The organism is Streptomyces sp. NPDC001100 (genome assembly GCF_053598575.1).
The window spans coordinates 1-12,687 of record NZ_JBSFKO010000080.1 but is presented as its reverse complement, the minus strand read 5'-3'; the positions used below and the strand labels follow the sequence as shown (position 1 = coordinate 12,687).

The 12,687-nt window shown below is 70.6% G+C and carries 12 protein-coding genes and 1 pseudogene; 7 read left to right on the top strand and 6 right to left on the bottom strand.

Annotated features, from left to right (window positions below):
• Positions 1-145: pseudogene (locus ACWDEW_RS48580) on the bottom strand (ABC transporter permease); the annotation flags it as partial.
• Complete coding sequence (locus tag ACWDEW_RS48575; RefSeq protein WP_450522761.1) at positions 145-1,164, bottom strand: sugar ABC transporter substrate-binding protein; 1,020 nt, start codon at positions 1,162-1,164, stop codon at positions 145-147. The gene ACWDEW_RS48575 and the pseudogene ACWDEW_RS48580, both read right to left, overlap by 1 nt.
• A 291-nt stretch (positions 1,165-1,455) precedes the next feature.
• Here ACWDEW_RS48575 and iolC point away from each other — a divergent pair, with 291 nt between their 5' ends.
• From iolC to ACWDEW_RS48545, 6 genes are read left to right on the top strand one after another with little or no spacing between them, the layout of a single operon-like run.
• The gene (gene iolC / locus ACWDEW_RS48570) at positions 1,456-2,424 is read left to right on the top strand and encodes a 5-dehydro-2-deoxygluconokinase (RefSeq protein ID WP_450522759.1); all 969 of its coding nucleotides are present in this window, start codon (positions 1,456-1,458) and stop codon (positions 2,422-2,424) included.
• A gap of 39 nt (positions 2,425-2,463) precedes the next feature.
• Positions 2,464-3,342 carry a Cgl0159 family (beta/alpha)8-fold protein gene (locus ACWDEW_RS48565; protein WP_450522757.1) on the top strand — a complete coding sequence of 293 codons (879 nt, stop codon included), beginning with the start codon at positions 2,464-2,466 and terminating at the stop codon, positions 3,340-3,342.
• Between the two features lie 14 nt (positions 3,343-3,356).
• A complete protein-coding gene (gene iolB, locus ACWDEW_RS48560) occupies positions 3,357-4,256 on the top strand; it encodes a 5-deoxy-glucuronate isomerase (protein WP_450522756.1) in 900 nt (299 codons plus the stop codon).
• Entirely contained in the window at positions 4,253-6,130 is a 1,878-nt protein-coding gene (iolD, locus tag ACWDEW_RS48555) for a 3D-(3,5/4)-trihydroxycyclohexane-1,2-dione acylhydrolase (decyclizing) (protein WP_450522754.1), read from the top strand. Before iolB ends, iolD begins: the two co-directional genes overlap by 4 nt.
• A gap of 29 nt (positions 6,131-6,159) precedes the next feature.
• Positions 6,160-7,653, top strand: a complete 1,494-nt coding sequence (locus ACWDEW_RS48550) for a CoA-acylating methylmalonate-semialdehyde dehydrogenase (protein ID WP_450522752.1) — start codon at positions 6,160-6,162, stop codon at positions 7,651-7,653.
• A 33-nt stretch (positions 7,654-7,686) separates the two neighbouring features.
• Positions 7,687-8,472 (top strand): GntR family transcriptional regulator, encoded by a 786-nt coding sequence (locus ACWDEW_RS48545; protein ID WP_450522750.1) that lies wholly within the window; start codon positions 7,687-7,689, stop codon positions 8,470-8,472.
• Here ACWDEW_RS48545 and ACWDEW_RS48540 read toward each other — a convergent pair.
• On the bottom strand, positions 8,462-9,460 hold the full coding sequence (locus ACWDEW_RS48540; protein WP_450522748.1) for an aldo/keto reductase: 999 nt from the start codon (positions 9,458-9,460) through the stop codon (positions 8,462-8,464). The genes ACWDEW_RS48545 and ACWDEW_RS48540 overlap by 11 nt on opposite strands.
• A gap of 87 nt (positions 9,461-9,547) precedes the next feature.
• On the bottom strand, positions 9,548-10,210 hold the full coding sequence (locus tag ACWDEW_RS48535; protein ID WP_019070839.1) for an NUDIX domain-containing protein: 663 nt from the start codon (positions 10,208-10,210) through the stop codon (positions 9,548-9,550).
• A 210-nt stretch (positions 10,211-10,420) separates the two neighbouring features.
• Between ACWDEW_RS48535 and ACWDEW_RS48530 the strand changes: the two genes are divergently transcribed.
• The gene (locus ACWDEW_RS48530) at positions 10,421-11,494 is read left to right on the top strand and encodes a DUF5954 family protein (protein ID WP_450522746.1); all 1,074 of its coding nucleotides are present in this window, start codon (positions 10,421-10,423) and stop codon (positions 11,492-11,494) included.
• Positions 11,495-11,579: 85 nt separating this feature from the next.
• Here ACWDEW_RS48530 and ACWDEW_RS48525 read toward each other — a convergent pair whose 3' ends face one another.
• Positions 11,580-12,179 (bottom strand): DUF305 domain-containing protein, encoded by a 600-nt coding sequence (locus tag ACWDEW_RS48525; protein WP_450522744.1) that lies wholly within the window; start codon positions 12,177-12,179, stop codon positions 11,580-11,582.
• Between the two features lie 74 nt (positions 12,180-12,253).
• Positions 12,254-12,687 (bottom strand): DUF6153 family protein (locus ACWDEW_RS48520; protein ID WP_450522742.1); only part of this gene is annotated, 434 nt, incomplete at its 5' end.

Sequence of the window (12,687 nt, the reverse complement as noted above, 5' to 3'; positions counted from 1 at the left end):
CTGCCGCACCGAGGAAGACACCCACCTCGGGACGGGCCAACATCCGGATGGCCAGCGTGCGTTCGGCGGTCCGGCCGTCGGTCGGCTTGGGGCCGGAGGCCGGCGGTGTGGTCACCGCCGGCTCGGCGTGCTGGGTCATGCTCATCACCGGGTTCCGTTGGCGGCGTACTTGGCGACGGCTTCGACGTTGGTCTTGTCGACGAAGGCCGGGCCGGTCAGTACGGGCTGCTCACCACCGCCGCTGTAGTTGCCGTTGTTCTTGTAGAGCCACAGCGAGTCGACCGCCAAGTAGCCCTGGAGGTACGGCTGCTGGTCGACCGCGAACTGGATGGTGCCCTTGCTGATGGCGCTGGTGAGGTCCTTGTTGAGGTCGAAGGTGGCGACCTTCGCCTTGCTGCCGGCGTCGGACAGCGACTGCACGGCGGTCAGGGCGAACGGGGCGCCCAGCGTGACCACGTAGTCGATGGCCTTGTCCTGCGTGAGCTTGGCGGTGATCGTCGACTTCACCGACGGCATGTCCGTGCCGTTGACGTTGAGGACCTCGGTGGTGCCGGTGAACGTCTTCTTCACGCCGTCGCAGCGCTGGGTCAGGCCGATGTTGCCCTGCTCCTGGATGACACAGACGACCTTCTTGGCGCCTTCCGTGTTCAGCCGCTTGCCGAGCGCCTCGCCGGCGACCGTCTCGTCCTGGCCGAAGAACTCCAGCAGGCCGAGCTTCTTCCAGTCGCTGAGACCGGAGTTGAGGCCGACCACGGGTATGTTCGCGGTCTTCGCCTTGCTGATGACGTCCTTGAGGGCGTCGGGCTTGGCGAGGGTGACCGCGATGCCGTCGACCTTCTGGTCGATCGCGTTCTGCACCAGGTTGGCCTGGTTGCCCGCGTTCGGGTCGGCCGAGTAGATGAGCTTGATGTTGTCCTTGGCCGCGGCGGCCTGGGCACCCTTGCGGACGATGTCCCAGAACGTGTCGCCGGGCGCCTGGTGCGTGACCAGGGCGACCGTCATGCGGGGAGTGCTGGCCTTGCCCGCCGAGGCGCCCGAGGTGTCCTCCGTGGACTTCTTGCCGCCCGAGCTGCTGGAGCAGCCGGCGAGGGTCAGTGCCGCTGCCGCGGCGACCGCCACGAAGGGGGCCATTCTGCGCGTACGGGAGTGGGAAGAACGGTCCATCTTTCCTGCACCTCACTGTGCTTCAGGGGAAAGGGAGCAATGATCTCAGAGATCAGGGCTCGGGGCTCGTGCGGCCCCGGGTCGTAGCCGTGAAACACGGCTGTTGCGCTGGGACGGAATCCAATCCCCGGTCGCGCCCGCTGTCAATACTTTGTTAAGACATCATTTCACAAGCAGGTCCGAATGTAAGTACAAACTATTGACAGAGCGCCCCTCGGAGTCCTACACCTGGGAGTCGGCAGGCCCTCGCGGGACCCGCCCACCCCCCAGTAGCTCAGAGGAGTGCCGCGCATGGCCGAGTCAGCCCAGCCCTTCGATCTCATCACCATGGGCCGTATCGGGGTCGATCTCTACCCCTTGCAGTCCGGAGTGCCGCTGGCGCAGGTGGAGACCTTCGGGAAGTTCCTCGGAGGTTCGGCGAGCAACGTGGCCGTGGCCGCCGCCCGGCTCGGCCGCGGTACCGCGGTGATCACCCGCACCGGCGACGACCCCTTCGGGGCGTACCTGCACGAGGCGCTCAAGGACTTCGGCGTGGACGACCGCTGGGTCACCCCGGTCGCCGACTACCCGACCCCCGTCACCTTCTGCGAGATCTTCCCGCCGGACGACTTCCCGCTGTACTTCTACCGGCAGCCCAAGGCCCCCGACCTGGAGATCCGCACCGACGAGCTGGACTACTTCGCGATCCGCCAGGCCCGCGTCTTCTGGATCACCGGCACCGGTCTGAGCGAGGAGCCGAGCCGCTCCGCCACGCTGGCCGCCCTCAAGGCGCGCGACAAGGCGGGCACCACGGTCTTCGACCTGGACTGGCGCCCGATGTTCTGGAAGGACCCGGAGGAGGCCCGCCCGTACTACGCGGAGGCGCTGCGGCACACGACGGTCGCGGTGGGCAACCTCGACGAGTGCGAGATCGCCACCGGCCTCCGCGAGCCCCGTGCCTGCGCCGAGGCGCTGCTGGAGGCGGGCGTGGAGCTGGCCGTCGTCAAGCAGGGCCCCAAGGGTGTGCTGGCCGTACACCGCGACGGCACGACCGCCGAGGTGCCACCGGTCCCGGTCGAGGTGCTCAACGGTCTCGGCGCGGGCGACGCGTTCGGCGGCTCGCTGTGCCACGGACTGCTGTCCGGTTGGGAGTTGGCCAAAACCATGCGGTTCGCCAATGCGGCCGGCGCCCTCGTCGCCTCCCGCCTCGCCTGCTCCACCGCGATGCCCACCGAGTCCGAGGTCGAGGACCTGCTCGCCGGCGCGCACGTGGGCGCCTGACCCCGTGACCGTACGAGTCATCCCTGAACGGAGCTTCTCTTGAGCATCAGCATCCCCGACCTGGTCACGGTCAGAGCCCGGCATCCCGAGGCGATCGCCGAGGCGGCGGCCCGCCGGGTGCGCAGGCCGCTGCTCGGCGACAGCGGCCGCCTGATGATCGTGGCCGCCGACCACCCGGCGCGCGGCGCGCTCGGCGTCGGCGACCGCCGTACGGCCATGGCGAACCGCGCCGACCTGCTGGAACGCCTGTGCATCGCACTGTCCCGGCCGGGTGTCGACGGGGTGCTGGCGACCGCCGACATACTGGAGGACCTGCTCCTGCTCGGGGTCCTGGACAACAAGGTCGTGATGGGCTCCATGAACCGCGGCGGCCTCTCCGGCGCCGCGTTCGAGATGGACGACCGGTTCACCGGCCACCGCGCCGAGGACATCGCCCGGCTCCGCTTCGACGCGGGCAAGCTGCTGGTCCGCATCGACTACGACGACCCGGGCTCACTGACCACCCTGGAGTCGACGGCACGCGCCATCGACGACATGGCGGCACACCGACTCCCGCTGTTCGTCGAGCCGTTCATCTCCCGCCGGATCGACGGCAAGGTCCGCAACGACCTGTCCGCCGAGGCCGTGACCCGCTCGATCGCCATCTCCTCGGGCCTGGGCGGCACTTCGGCCTACACCTGGCTGAAGCTGCCCGTCACCGAAGACCCGGACGACATGGCCGAGGTCATGGAGACCTCGACGCTGCCCGCCGTGCTGCTCGGCGGCGAGGTCGGCGACGACCAGGAGGGCGCGTACGAGAAGTGGCGCAAGGCGCTGCGGCTGCCGACCGTCCAGGGCCTGGTCGTGGGCCGCTCCCTGCTGTACCCCGCCGACGGCGGCGTGGAGGCGGCGGTGGACACCGCCGTGGGTCTGTTGTGAACCGGAGGCACACGATGACGAGCGCTTACCACCTTCCCGCCGGCAAGGCCCTGGGCGGCCCCTACGTCGTGGACGTCACCCCGGAGTCGGCGGCCTGGGGCTACTCCAGCCTGCGGGTCCTGGAGCTCCCGCCGGGCGGCACGCACACCTTCGACACCGAGGACAGCGAGTGGATCGTCCTCCCGCTCACCGGCGGCTGCACGGTCTCCGCCTCCGACGACTTCGGCCACGACACCTTCGAACTCGACGGCCGCGAGAGCGTGTTCACCTCCGTGAGCGACTTCGCGTACGTCCCGAGGGACTCCCGTACGACGATCTCGTCGGCCGGCGGCGGTCGCTTCGCGCTCAACGGCGCCCGCTGCACCCGCCGGCTGCCCGCCCGCTACGGCCCGGCCTCGTCGGTGCCGGTGGAGCTGCGCGGCACCGGCAACAGCAGCCGCCAGGTCAACAACTTCGGCGCGGCCGGGGTCTTCGAGTGCGACAAGCTCATCGCCGTAGAGGTGATCACGCCCGGCGGGAACTGGTCCTCCTTCCCGCCGCACAAGCACGACGAGCACCGGCCCGGCGAGGAGTCCGTCCTCGAAGAGGTCTACTACTTCGAGTTCGCCGACCACGAGGGCACACCGGGCCTCGGCTACCAGCGCGTCTCGCCGTCGGGCCAGGGCCGTAACACCGACGTTCTGGCCGAAGTCCGGGGCGGGGACGTCGTGTTGATCCCGGACGGCTGGCACGGGCCCTCGATGGCGGTACCCGGCCACCACATGTACTACCTCAACGTCATGGCGGGTCCCGAGGACGACCGCTCCTGGCTGATCTGCGACCACCCCGACCACGCCTGGGTCCGCTCCACCTGGCCCGAGCAGCCCGTCGACCCCCGCCTCCCCCTCTACACGGCACCGGAGAAGTCCTCATGAGCACCCCCACCCGCCGCCTGACCGTCGCCCAGGCCCTGGTGCAGTTCCTGTCGGCCCAGTACACCGAGCGCGACGGCGTACGGCACCGGCTGATCGCCGGCACCTGGGGCATCTTCGGCCACGGCAACGTCGCCGGACTCGGTCAGGCGCTCCTGGAGGCGGGCGAGGACACGATGCCGTTCCACCAGGGCCGCAACGAACAGGCCATGGTGCACGCGGCAGTCGGGTACGCCCGCCAGCTCGACCGGCTCTCCGCGCAGGCCGTCACGACCTCGATCGGACCGGGCGCCACCAACCTGGTCACGGGCGCAGCGCTCGCCACGATCAACCGCCTGCCGGTGCTCCTCCTCCCCGGCGACTACTTCGCGACCCGCGCCGCCGACCCGCTGCTCCAGCAGCTGGAGCACCCGGTCGAGGCCGACCTCTCGGTCAACGACACCCTGCGCCCGGTCTCCCGCTACTTCGACCGGATCTCCCGCCCCGAGGCACTGATCCCGGCCGCGCTGAACGCGATGCGCGTGCTGGCCGACCCGGTGGAGACCGGAGCGGTAACTCTGGCTCTCCCGCAGGACGTTCAGGCCGAGGCCCACAACTGGCCGGAGGAGTTCTTCGCCGACCGCGTGTGGCACGTACGGCGTCCCGCGCCGGACGTCTCCGAGCTGGCGGAGGCGATCGAGGCCATCAGGTCCGCCGAGCGACCGCTGATCGTCGCGGGCGGCGGCATCCACCACAGCCGCGCCGAGGAGGCGCTGAAGGCCCTGGTCGACGCCACCGGCATCCCGGTCGCCTCGACGCAGGCGGGCAAGGGCTCGCTCCGTCACGACCACCCCGCCGACCTGGGCGGCATCGGCCACACCGGCACCGCGGTCAGCGACGACATCGCGCGCGCCGCCGACCTGGTGATCGGCGTCGGCACCCGCTACACGGACTTCACGACGGCCTCCAACACTCTCTTCCAGAACCCGGCCGTCCGCTTCGTCAACCTCAACATCGCCGCGTTCGACGCCCACAAGCTGGCCGCGCGCTCGCTGGTGGCCGACGCGAAGTCCGGTCTGGAGGCGCTGACTTCGGGCCTCGAAGGGCACCGCGTGGCCCCCGCCTACGAGGCCGAGTACCGCGCGGGCAAGGAGAGTTGGGAGCGGGTGGTGGATACCGCGTTCACCGCTCCGGACGAGAACGCCGTGCCGACGCAGACCCAACTCCTCGGCGCTCTCGACTCGGTTGTGGGCGACGACGACGTGGTGATCAACGCGGCCGGTTCGCTCCCGGGCGACCTGCACAAGCTGTGGCGAGCCCGCTCGCCCCGCCAGTACCACCTCGAATACGGCTACTCCTGCATGGGCTACGAGATCCCGGCCGGCATCGGTGTCCAGCAGGCCGCCCCCGGCACGCCCGTGTGGTCGCTGGTCGGCGACGGCACCTACCTGATGATGCCGACCGAGATCGTCACGGCGGTCCAGGAGGGCCTGCCGGTCAACCTGGTGCTGATCCAGAACCACGGCTACGCCTCCATCGGCGGCCTCTCCGAGTCGGTCGGCGGGGAGCGCTTCGGCACCGCCTACCGCTACCGGGCCGCCGACGGCACCTTCTCCGGCGCCCCGCTCCCGGTCGACCTCGCCGCCAACGCGGCCAGCCTCGGCATGGACGTGCTGCGCCCCAAGACCGTGCGCGAACTGCGCGAGGCACTGGCCGCGGCCCGCGCCTCCGACCGGCCGACGTGTGTCTACGTCGAGACCGACACCGCCACGCCGACCGCTCCCCCGGCCGAGGCCTGGTGGGACGTACCGGTCGCCGAGACCGCCTCGCGCGCACCGGCCGTACAGGCCCGCGAGGAGTACGACCGCCAGGTCGTCGACCGTCGCCGCCACCTCTGAACTCCCCTCCCCCGAAAGGCACTCGCACCATGAAGACGATCACCCACTGGATCGACGGCAAGCCCGTCGAGAGCACGTCCGGCCGCTTCGGTCCCGTCTACAACCCGGCGACCGGCGCGCAGGAGAAGCAGGTCGGCTTCGCGACCGTCGACGAGGTGGACGCCGCCGTCGCCTCCGCGAAGGCCGCGTTCGAGAGCTGGGGCACCTCCTCGCTCGCCAAGCGCACCGCGATCCTGTTCAAGTACCGCGAGCTGCTGGACGCGCACCGCGACGAGATCGCCGAACTGATCACCGCCGAGCACGGCAAGGTGCACTCGGACGCGCTGGGCGAGGTCGCGCGCGGCATGGAGATCGTCGAACTCGCCTGCGGGATCAGCGTGCAGCTGAAGGGCGAGCTGTCCACGCAGGTCTCGACCCGCGTGGATGTGGCCTCGATCCGCCAGCCGCTGGGCGTGGTCGCGGGCATCACGCCCTTCAACTTCCCGGCCATGGTGCCGATGTGGATGTTCCCCCTCGCTGTAGCGACCGGCAACACCTTCGTGCTGAAGCCCAGCGAGAAGGACCCCTCGGCCTCCTACCGCCTGGCCGAACTCGCCTCCGAGGCGGGCCTGCCGCAGGGCGTGCTGAACGTCGTGCAGGGCGACAAGGTGGCCGTCGACCGCATCCTGGAGCACCCGGACATCGAGGCCGTCTCCTTCGTCGGCTCGACGCCGATCGCGAAGTACATCCAGCTCAAGGCGGTTGAGCACGGCAAGCGCGTGCAGGCCCTCGGCGGCGCCAAGAACCACATGCTCGTCCTGCCCGACGCGGACCTGGACTTCGCGGCCGACCAGGCGATCAACGCGGCCTACGGCTCGGCCGGCGAGCGCTGCATGGCCGTCTCCGTCGTGGTCGCGGTCGGCGACACCGGCGACGAGCTGGTGAGCAAGATCGCCGAGCGCGCCGGCAACCTGCGCATCGGCCCCGGCAACGACCCGGCCAGCGAGATGGGCCCGCTCATCACCCGCGAGCACCGCGACAAGGTGGCGTCGTACGTCGCTTCGGCCGCGGCCCAGGGCGCCGAGGTCGTCGTGGACGGCACCGGCTTCTCGGTCGAGGGCCACGAGGACGGCTTCTTCCTCGGCGTCTCCCTCCTCGACAAGGTCCCGCTGACGGCGGACGCGTACAAGGACGAGATCTTCGGCCCGGTCCTGGTCGTCGTCCGCGCCGAGTCCTACGACGAGGCCATCACCCTGATCAACAGCTCCCGTTGGGGCAACGGCACCGCGATCTTCACCCGGGACGGCGGCGCCGCCCGGCGCTTCCAGATGGAGGTCAAGGCGGGCATGGTCGGCGTGAACGTGCCGATCCCGGTGCCCGTCGGCTACCACTCCTTCGGCGGCTGGAAGGACTCCCTCTTCGGGGACCTCCACATCTACGGCAACGACGGCATCGCCTTCTACACGCAGGGCAAGGTCATCACCACCCGCTGGCCGGACCCGGCCGACGGTGGCATCAACCTCGGTTTCCCCAGCAACTCCTGACCGTCCGTCATGATCCGTGAGGAGGTGCCCTCTGTGGCGAAGACCGGTGGCTACTCACGTGCCGTGACCGGATCCCCGCTCGACGGCCTGCAGTTCGCCCTGGACCGCAACAGTCCGGTGCCGCTGTACTACCAGCTCGCGCAGCAGCTGGAGGCGGCGATCGAGCACGGCACCCTCGCGCCGGGCAACCTCCTGGGCAACGAGATCGACCTGTCGGTCCGTCTCGGCCTGTCCCGCCCCACCGTCCGCCAGGCCATCCAGTCCCTTGTCGACAAGGGGCTGTTGGTCCGGCGGCGGGGGGTCGGCACGCAGGTGGTGCACAGCCAGGTCAAGAGACCGCTGGAACTCAGCAGCCTCTACGACGACCTGGAGTCGGCCGGGCAGGGACCGACCACGGAGGTGCTGCGCAACGAGACCGTGCCCGCTACCGCGGATGTCGCGGCCGCCCTCGGGGTCGCGGAGGGCAGCGAGGTCACGCTCCTGGAACGGCTGCGCTCCACACACGGTCAGCCGGTGGCGTTCCTGTGCAACTACCTTCCGGCCAATCTGCTCGAACTCGACACCGCCCGGCTGGAGTCGACGGGCCTGTACCGGATGCTGCGCACCGCCGGCATCACCCTGCACAGTGCCCACCAGACGGTAGGCGCCCGCTCGGCCACCCCGGAGGAGGCCGCCCGGCTCGACGAGAAGGAGAACGCGGCACTGCTCACCATGCAGCGCACGGCCTACGACGACACGGGGCGGCCCGTCGAGTACGGGACGCACATCTACCGGGCGTCCCGGTACGCGTTCGACTTCCAGTTGCTGGTCAGGCCCTGACCGACCCGGCGGAGTCCAGGCGCTCGCGCTGCTCCGCCGTCAGCTCCAGGTCCACGGCCGCGAGGTTCTCCTCCAGCTGGGCCACCGACGAGGCCCCGGCGAGCGGGACGATCGGCAGCGGACCGCCCAACTGCCAGGCGAGCACTACCTGGTTGACGGTCGCCCCGGTGTCCTTCGCCACCTCCCGCAGCGCGGCGAGGCGGGCGGGGGTCCCGGGGTGGTCGTACTCGGTGCCCAGGGGTTTGTCCTCGCGGGTGTAGGCGCCTGCCAGCAGGGGTGAGTAGGCGACCAGGGTGAGGGCGGGCTCGGCGCGCAGATAGCCGAGCAGGTCCGGGCCCGCGCTGCCGAGGCTGCCGTCGGGGAAGAGGCCGGACGGTATGTCGGTCCGGGGGCGCAGATAGCTGTGCTGGTACTGGAGGACCTCGTAGCCGGGCAGACCGGCCGCGGCGGCGAGCGCGCGGGACCGTTCCACCCGCCAGGCGGCGTGGTTGCTGACGCCGAGGAGACCGACGGTGCCCTCGGCGACCAGTTCGGCGAATCCCTCGACGGTCTCCTGGAGTGGAACGCCCGGGTCCTCGATGTGGGCGTACAGCAGGTCGAGTTTGTCCACGCCGAGGCGTTCGCGGCTGCGTTCGGCCGACTCGCGGATGACCTTCGCGGACAGGCCCTCCGGGTTGTCGACGAATCCCGTTCCGGGTGCCAGCGGGCGGGCGCCGAGCTTGGTGGCGATGACGATCTCGTCGCCGATGCCGCGGCTGCGCCGCCATCGGCCGAGCAGCTTCTCGCTCTGGCCGCCCTGGCTGCCGTCGGCCCAGAACGCGTAGTTGTCGGACGTGTCGATGAAGTTCCCGCCGGCCTCGACATAGCGGTCGAGCACGGCGAAGGAGGTCGCCTCGTCGGTGCGGGAACCGAACAGCATGGCCCCGAGCGCGAGCACGCTCACCTCGCGGCGGTGGGCCGGATCGGTGCCGATGGTGCGGTACTTCATGATGATCCCTCCCGTTCGCACCCGGTCCTCCGGGCACGAACGGGAGTCTTCCTGTTGAAGCGCACTTCAAGTCAAGGCTCCGCGCGCCTACTTGGCGAACGGCCCGTCCAGCGCCGCCCATTGGAGCAGCATGATGGTCTTGGCGTCGGCGATCTCCCCGGTACGGATCATCTCCAGGGCGCTGCGGAAGGGCAGTTCGAGGATCTCGATGTCCTCGCCCTCCTCCTGGAGGCCTCCGCCCTCGTGGGTGCGGGTCGAGGGGCCGTAGGAGGCGGCGTAGAAACCGATGCGTTCGGTCACCGAGCCGGGGCTCATGTAGACGTCGAAGACGTGCTCCACCTCGCCCACGGTGTGCCCGGTCTCCTCCACCACCTCGCGCCGTACGGCCTCCTCGGGGTGCTCGTCCTCGTCGTCGAGGAGTCCGCCCGGGGTCTCGACGAGCATGCCGTCGGGGTGGCCGTTGACGTACACGGGGAAGCGGAACTGGCGGGTGAGCAGGACCGTTTCGCGCTCGGCGTCGTAGAGGAGCAGGGTCGCGCCGTTGCCGCGGTCGTGGGTCTCGCGCTCCTGGGTGGTCCAGGTGCCGTCGGCGTGCCGGAAGTCGAAGGTCGTGGTGCGCTCGACGTACCAGTGGCTGGACAGCAGGGTCACGTCGCGGACCCTGACCCGGGGGTTGCCGGTCAGGTCGAGGCCGGTGCGGTCCAGGCCGGTGCGGCCCCGGCGGTCGGGGGTGTCGGCGCCCGCGGTCATCGGGTGCCTGCCGGAGAGGAGGAGACGTTCGAGTTGTTCATGCCCGACGTCTATCACCCCGGGGTGTGGAACGTGTGGCCGAAACCGGTGAGCCGCAAGCCCAACCGATGTGCTGGTTGCGTTGATTCGTCGCCCGCCGTCCCCTGCGCTGGGCATGGTGGGAGCATGTCTGAGCACGGTGATCAGGTTCCCGGGTACCGGGTGATCAGGATGGAAGCGCTGCAGGACGCCCCGGCAGCCGCCCTCGCCGACGTGGAGGCGTGGCAGGCCCGCGAGGCCTACCCGAACGTCCTGGCCGGCGGCGGCCCGGTGTTCGGAGTGGCCGAGGAACTGGAATCCGGTGGCTGGCAGGTCATCTCCCGGTTCGGCAACATGGCCCCGCAGAGCTCCCGCGACACCCTGGCGATGACCTTCCGCCAACGCGCGCGGCAAGCGGGCGACACGGCGAGCCGGCAGGAGTGGCTGCGCGGGGCGGAGCGGCTGGACCGGGAGAAGGTGGACGAGCTCACGGTGCTCGGCCGGCGGTTCCGGGTAGTGCGGGCCGACCAGTTCATCCGGATGGGACCGACCGGACCGGAGCCGCCCCGGCCGTCCGACCCCGACCCCGCGAAGGTCGGACACGCCCACGAACTCCCCAGCCGCACCACGGGGTTCGTGATCGACCCCTTCACCGCGACCGGCATGTCCGAGGGCATCCTGCGGATGGAACTGCTCTCACTGGTCCGCGCCCCGGGCACGGCTCCCGCCCCCGTGCGCGAGGACTCCGTGCGCGCCCTGAAGACGCATCCCGGGGGTGTGCTGCTGCCCGCCGAGTTCACCGCCGCGGAGTACACGGACGGCGGCTGGCAGCCGACGCAGATGACCAACCAGAGCCCGCAGGGGGCGCGGGACACGCTCACCACCTATCTGCGGGTGATGGCGCCGGCCATGGAGCGGCTCGACGAGGAGACGCGGGCCGAGTACGCGCGGGCGGCCGACCGGATCGACGCCGAGCGCTGCGACGAGATCGTGATCGACGGGTGCCGGACGCGGATCGTGCGCGTCGAACGGCTCGTCCGGATCGGCCCCGACGGTCCCGAGGGCCCGCGCCCCTCCGACCACGACCCGGAGCTGCCGACCGCCGTCCAGGAGGAACAGCTGCGCGCGGAGGGCCTGTTCGACGAGAACCGTGTGGTGAGCGAGGAAGAGGCCGAGCACCAGCGGGTGGCGGAGGAGCAGGCGAAGGAGTTCCTGCGGCTGTTCGAGGAGCAGCGCCGGAAGCGGGGGGCGGCGGAGGGGTCCTGAGCGCGGGGGTGGGCCGACCGCGCGGCACGCGGTCGGCCCACCCTGTTCGCCGGTGGCGTCAGCTCTCGCCGTCGCCGGTGGTGTGTCAGCCCTTGCCGAGCATCTTGTCCATCTGCTTGATCTCGGCACTCTGCGCCGTGATCACGCCGGCGGCGAGCTCGGTGGCGGGGCGGTAACTGCCGTCAGCCTTCTCGGTCTTGGCCATCGCCACGGCGCCCTTGTGGTGTTCGACCATCATGTTGAGGAACATGGTGTCGAACATGGCGCCGGAGGCCTTCTCCAGCTTGCCCATGTCGGCTTCGGTCATCATGCCGGACGCCGAGGACGACATGTCGTGGCCCATGCCGGTCATGTCCTGGGGCACCTTCTCGCCCCACGAGGTGAGCCACCCGGACATGGTCTTGATCTCGGGGTCCTGTGCGCCCTTGATCTTCGTGGCGAGGCTCTTGACCTGGGCCGAGGAGGCGTGGTCGGCGGCGAGCGAGGCCATCTCCACGGCCTGCCGGTGGTGCTGGATCATCTCCTTCGAGAAGGAGACGTCGGCGGCATTGTGCCCGGCGGTCTTCGTCCCGCCGCTTCCCTTGCTGTCGCTGTTGTCGCCACAGGCGGCGAGCGCGAGGGCGGCCACCGAGGCGGTGACGGCGAGGGCGACGGTACGACGGGCGAACCCGCGTCGTGCGGTCATGGTGGTACTCCTGGAACTCGAACGGTTGTCTGTGCAGGGCGTGCCGGAGCGCGCGGGTGGGCACGCGGGCCGCTCTAGATCCGCAGGAGTTGGAGTTCGGAGAGGGAGGGCGGGGCCCGGCCGCCGTCGGGGGCGCCGCCGGCCAAGGACCCGAGCGCGTCGGGCAGTTGGGCCCAGGCGGCCACGTCGGGCACCAGCAGCGGAACCACGGCCGGAGCACCGGCGACGGAGGCGGAGGCGCAGGTCGCGTCCGCGTGGGTCATATGGCTGCCGCAGCCGCCCTCGTCGTGATCGCAGGGGTCCGGTGTCGACGCCCGCTCGCCCATGGCCGTGGTCATGGCGGTCACGGCGTGCCCGGGGGCGGGATGGGCCAAGGGAACGGGCCCGAGTCCGTGCATGCCCAGGAAGCCCAGAAGCAGCGTGGCCACGAGCATCCCGTAGTGCCGCACCCGAGGCGCGGCGACGACGTAGACCTGAAGGTCCGGCCGCGCCGCGGCGGGGTCGCTGC

Bases quoted from the DNA above. Each gene is read 5' to 3' on its own strand.
- ACWDEW_RS48575 (WP_450522761.1), bottom strand. From the start codon at position 1,164: ATGGACCGTTCTTCCCACTCCCGTACGCGCAGAATGGCCCCCTTCGTG.
- iolC (WP_450522759.1), top strand. From the start codon at position 1,456: ATGGCCGAGTCAGCCCAGCCCTTCGATCTCATCACCATGGGCCGTATC.
- iolB (WP_450522756.1), top strand. From the start codon at position 3,357: ATGACGAGCGCTTACCACCTTCCCGCCGGCAAGGCCCTGGGCGGCCCC.
- iolD (WP_450522754.1), top strand. From the start codon at position 4,253: ATGAGCACCCCCACCCGCCGCCTGACCGTCGCCCAGGCCCTGGTGCAG.
- ACWDEW_RS48550 (WP_450522752.1), top strand. From the start codon at position 6,160: ATGAAGACGATCACCCACTGGATCGACGGCAAGCCCGTCGAGAGCACG.
- ACWDEW_RS48540 (WP_450522748.1), bottom strand. From the start codon at position 9,460: ATGAAGTACCGCACCATCGGCACCGATCCGGCCCACCGCCGCGAGGTG.
- ACWDEW_RS48535 (WP_019070839.1), bottom strand. From the start codon at position 10,210: ATGACCGCGGGCGCCGACACCCCCGACCGCCGGGGCCGCACCGGCCTG.
- ACWDEW_RS48530 (WP_450522746.1), top strand. From the start codon at position 10,421: ATGGAAGCGCTGCAGGACGCCCCGGCAGCCGCCCTCGCCGACGTGGAG.
- ACWDEW_RS48525 (WP_450522744.1), bottom strand. From the start codon at position 12,179: ATGACCGCACGACGCGGGTTCGCCCGTCGTACCGTCGCCCTCGCCGTC.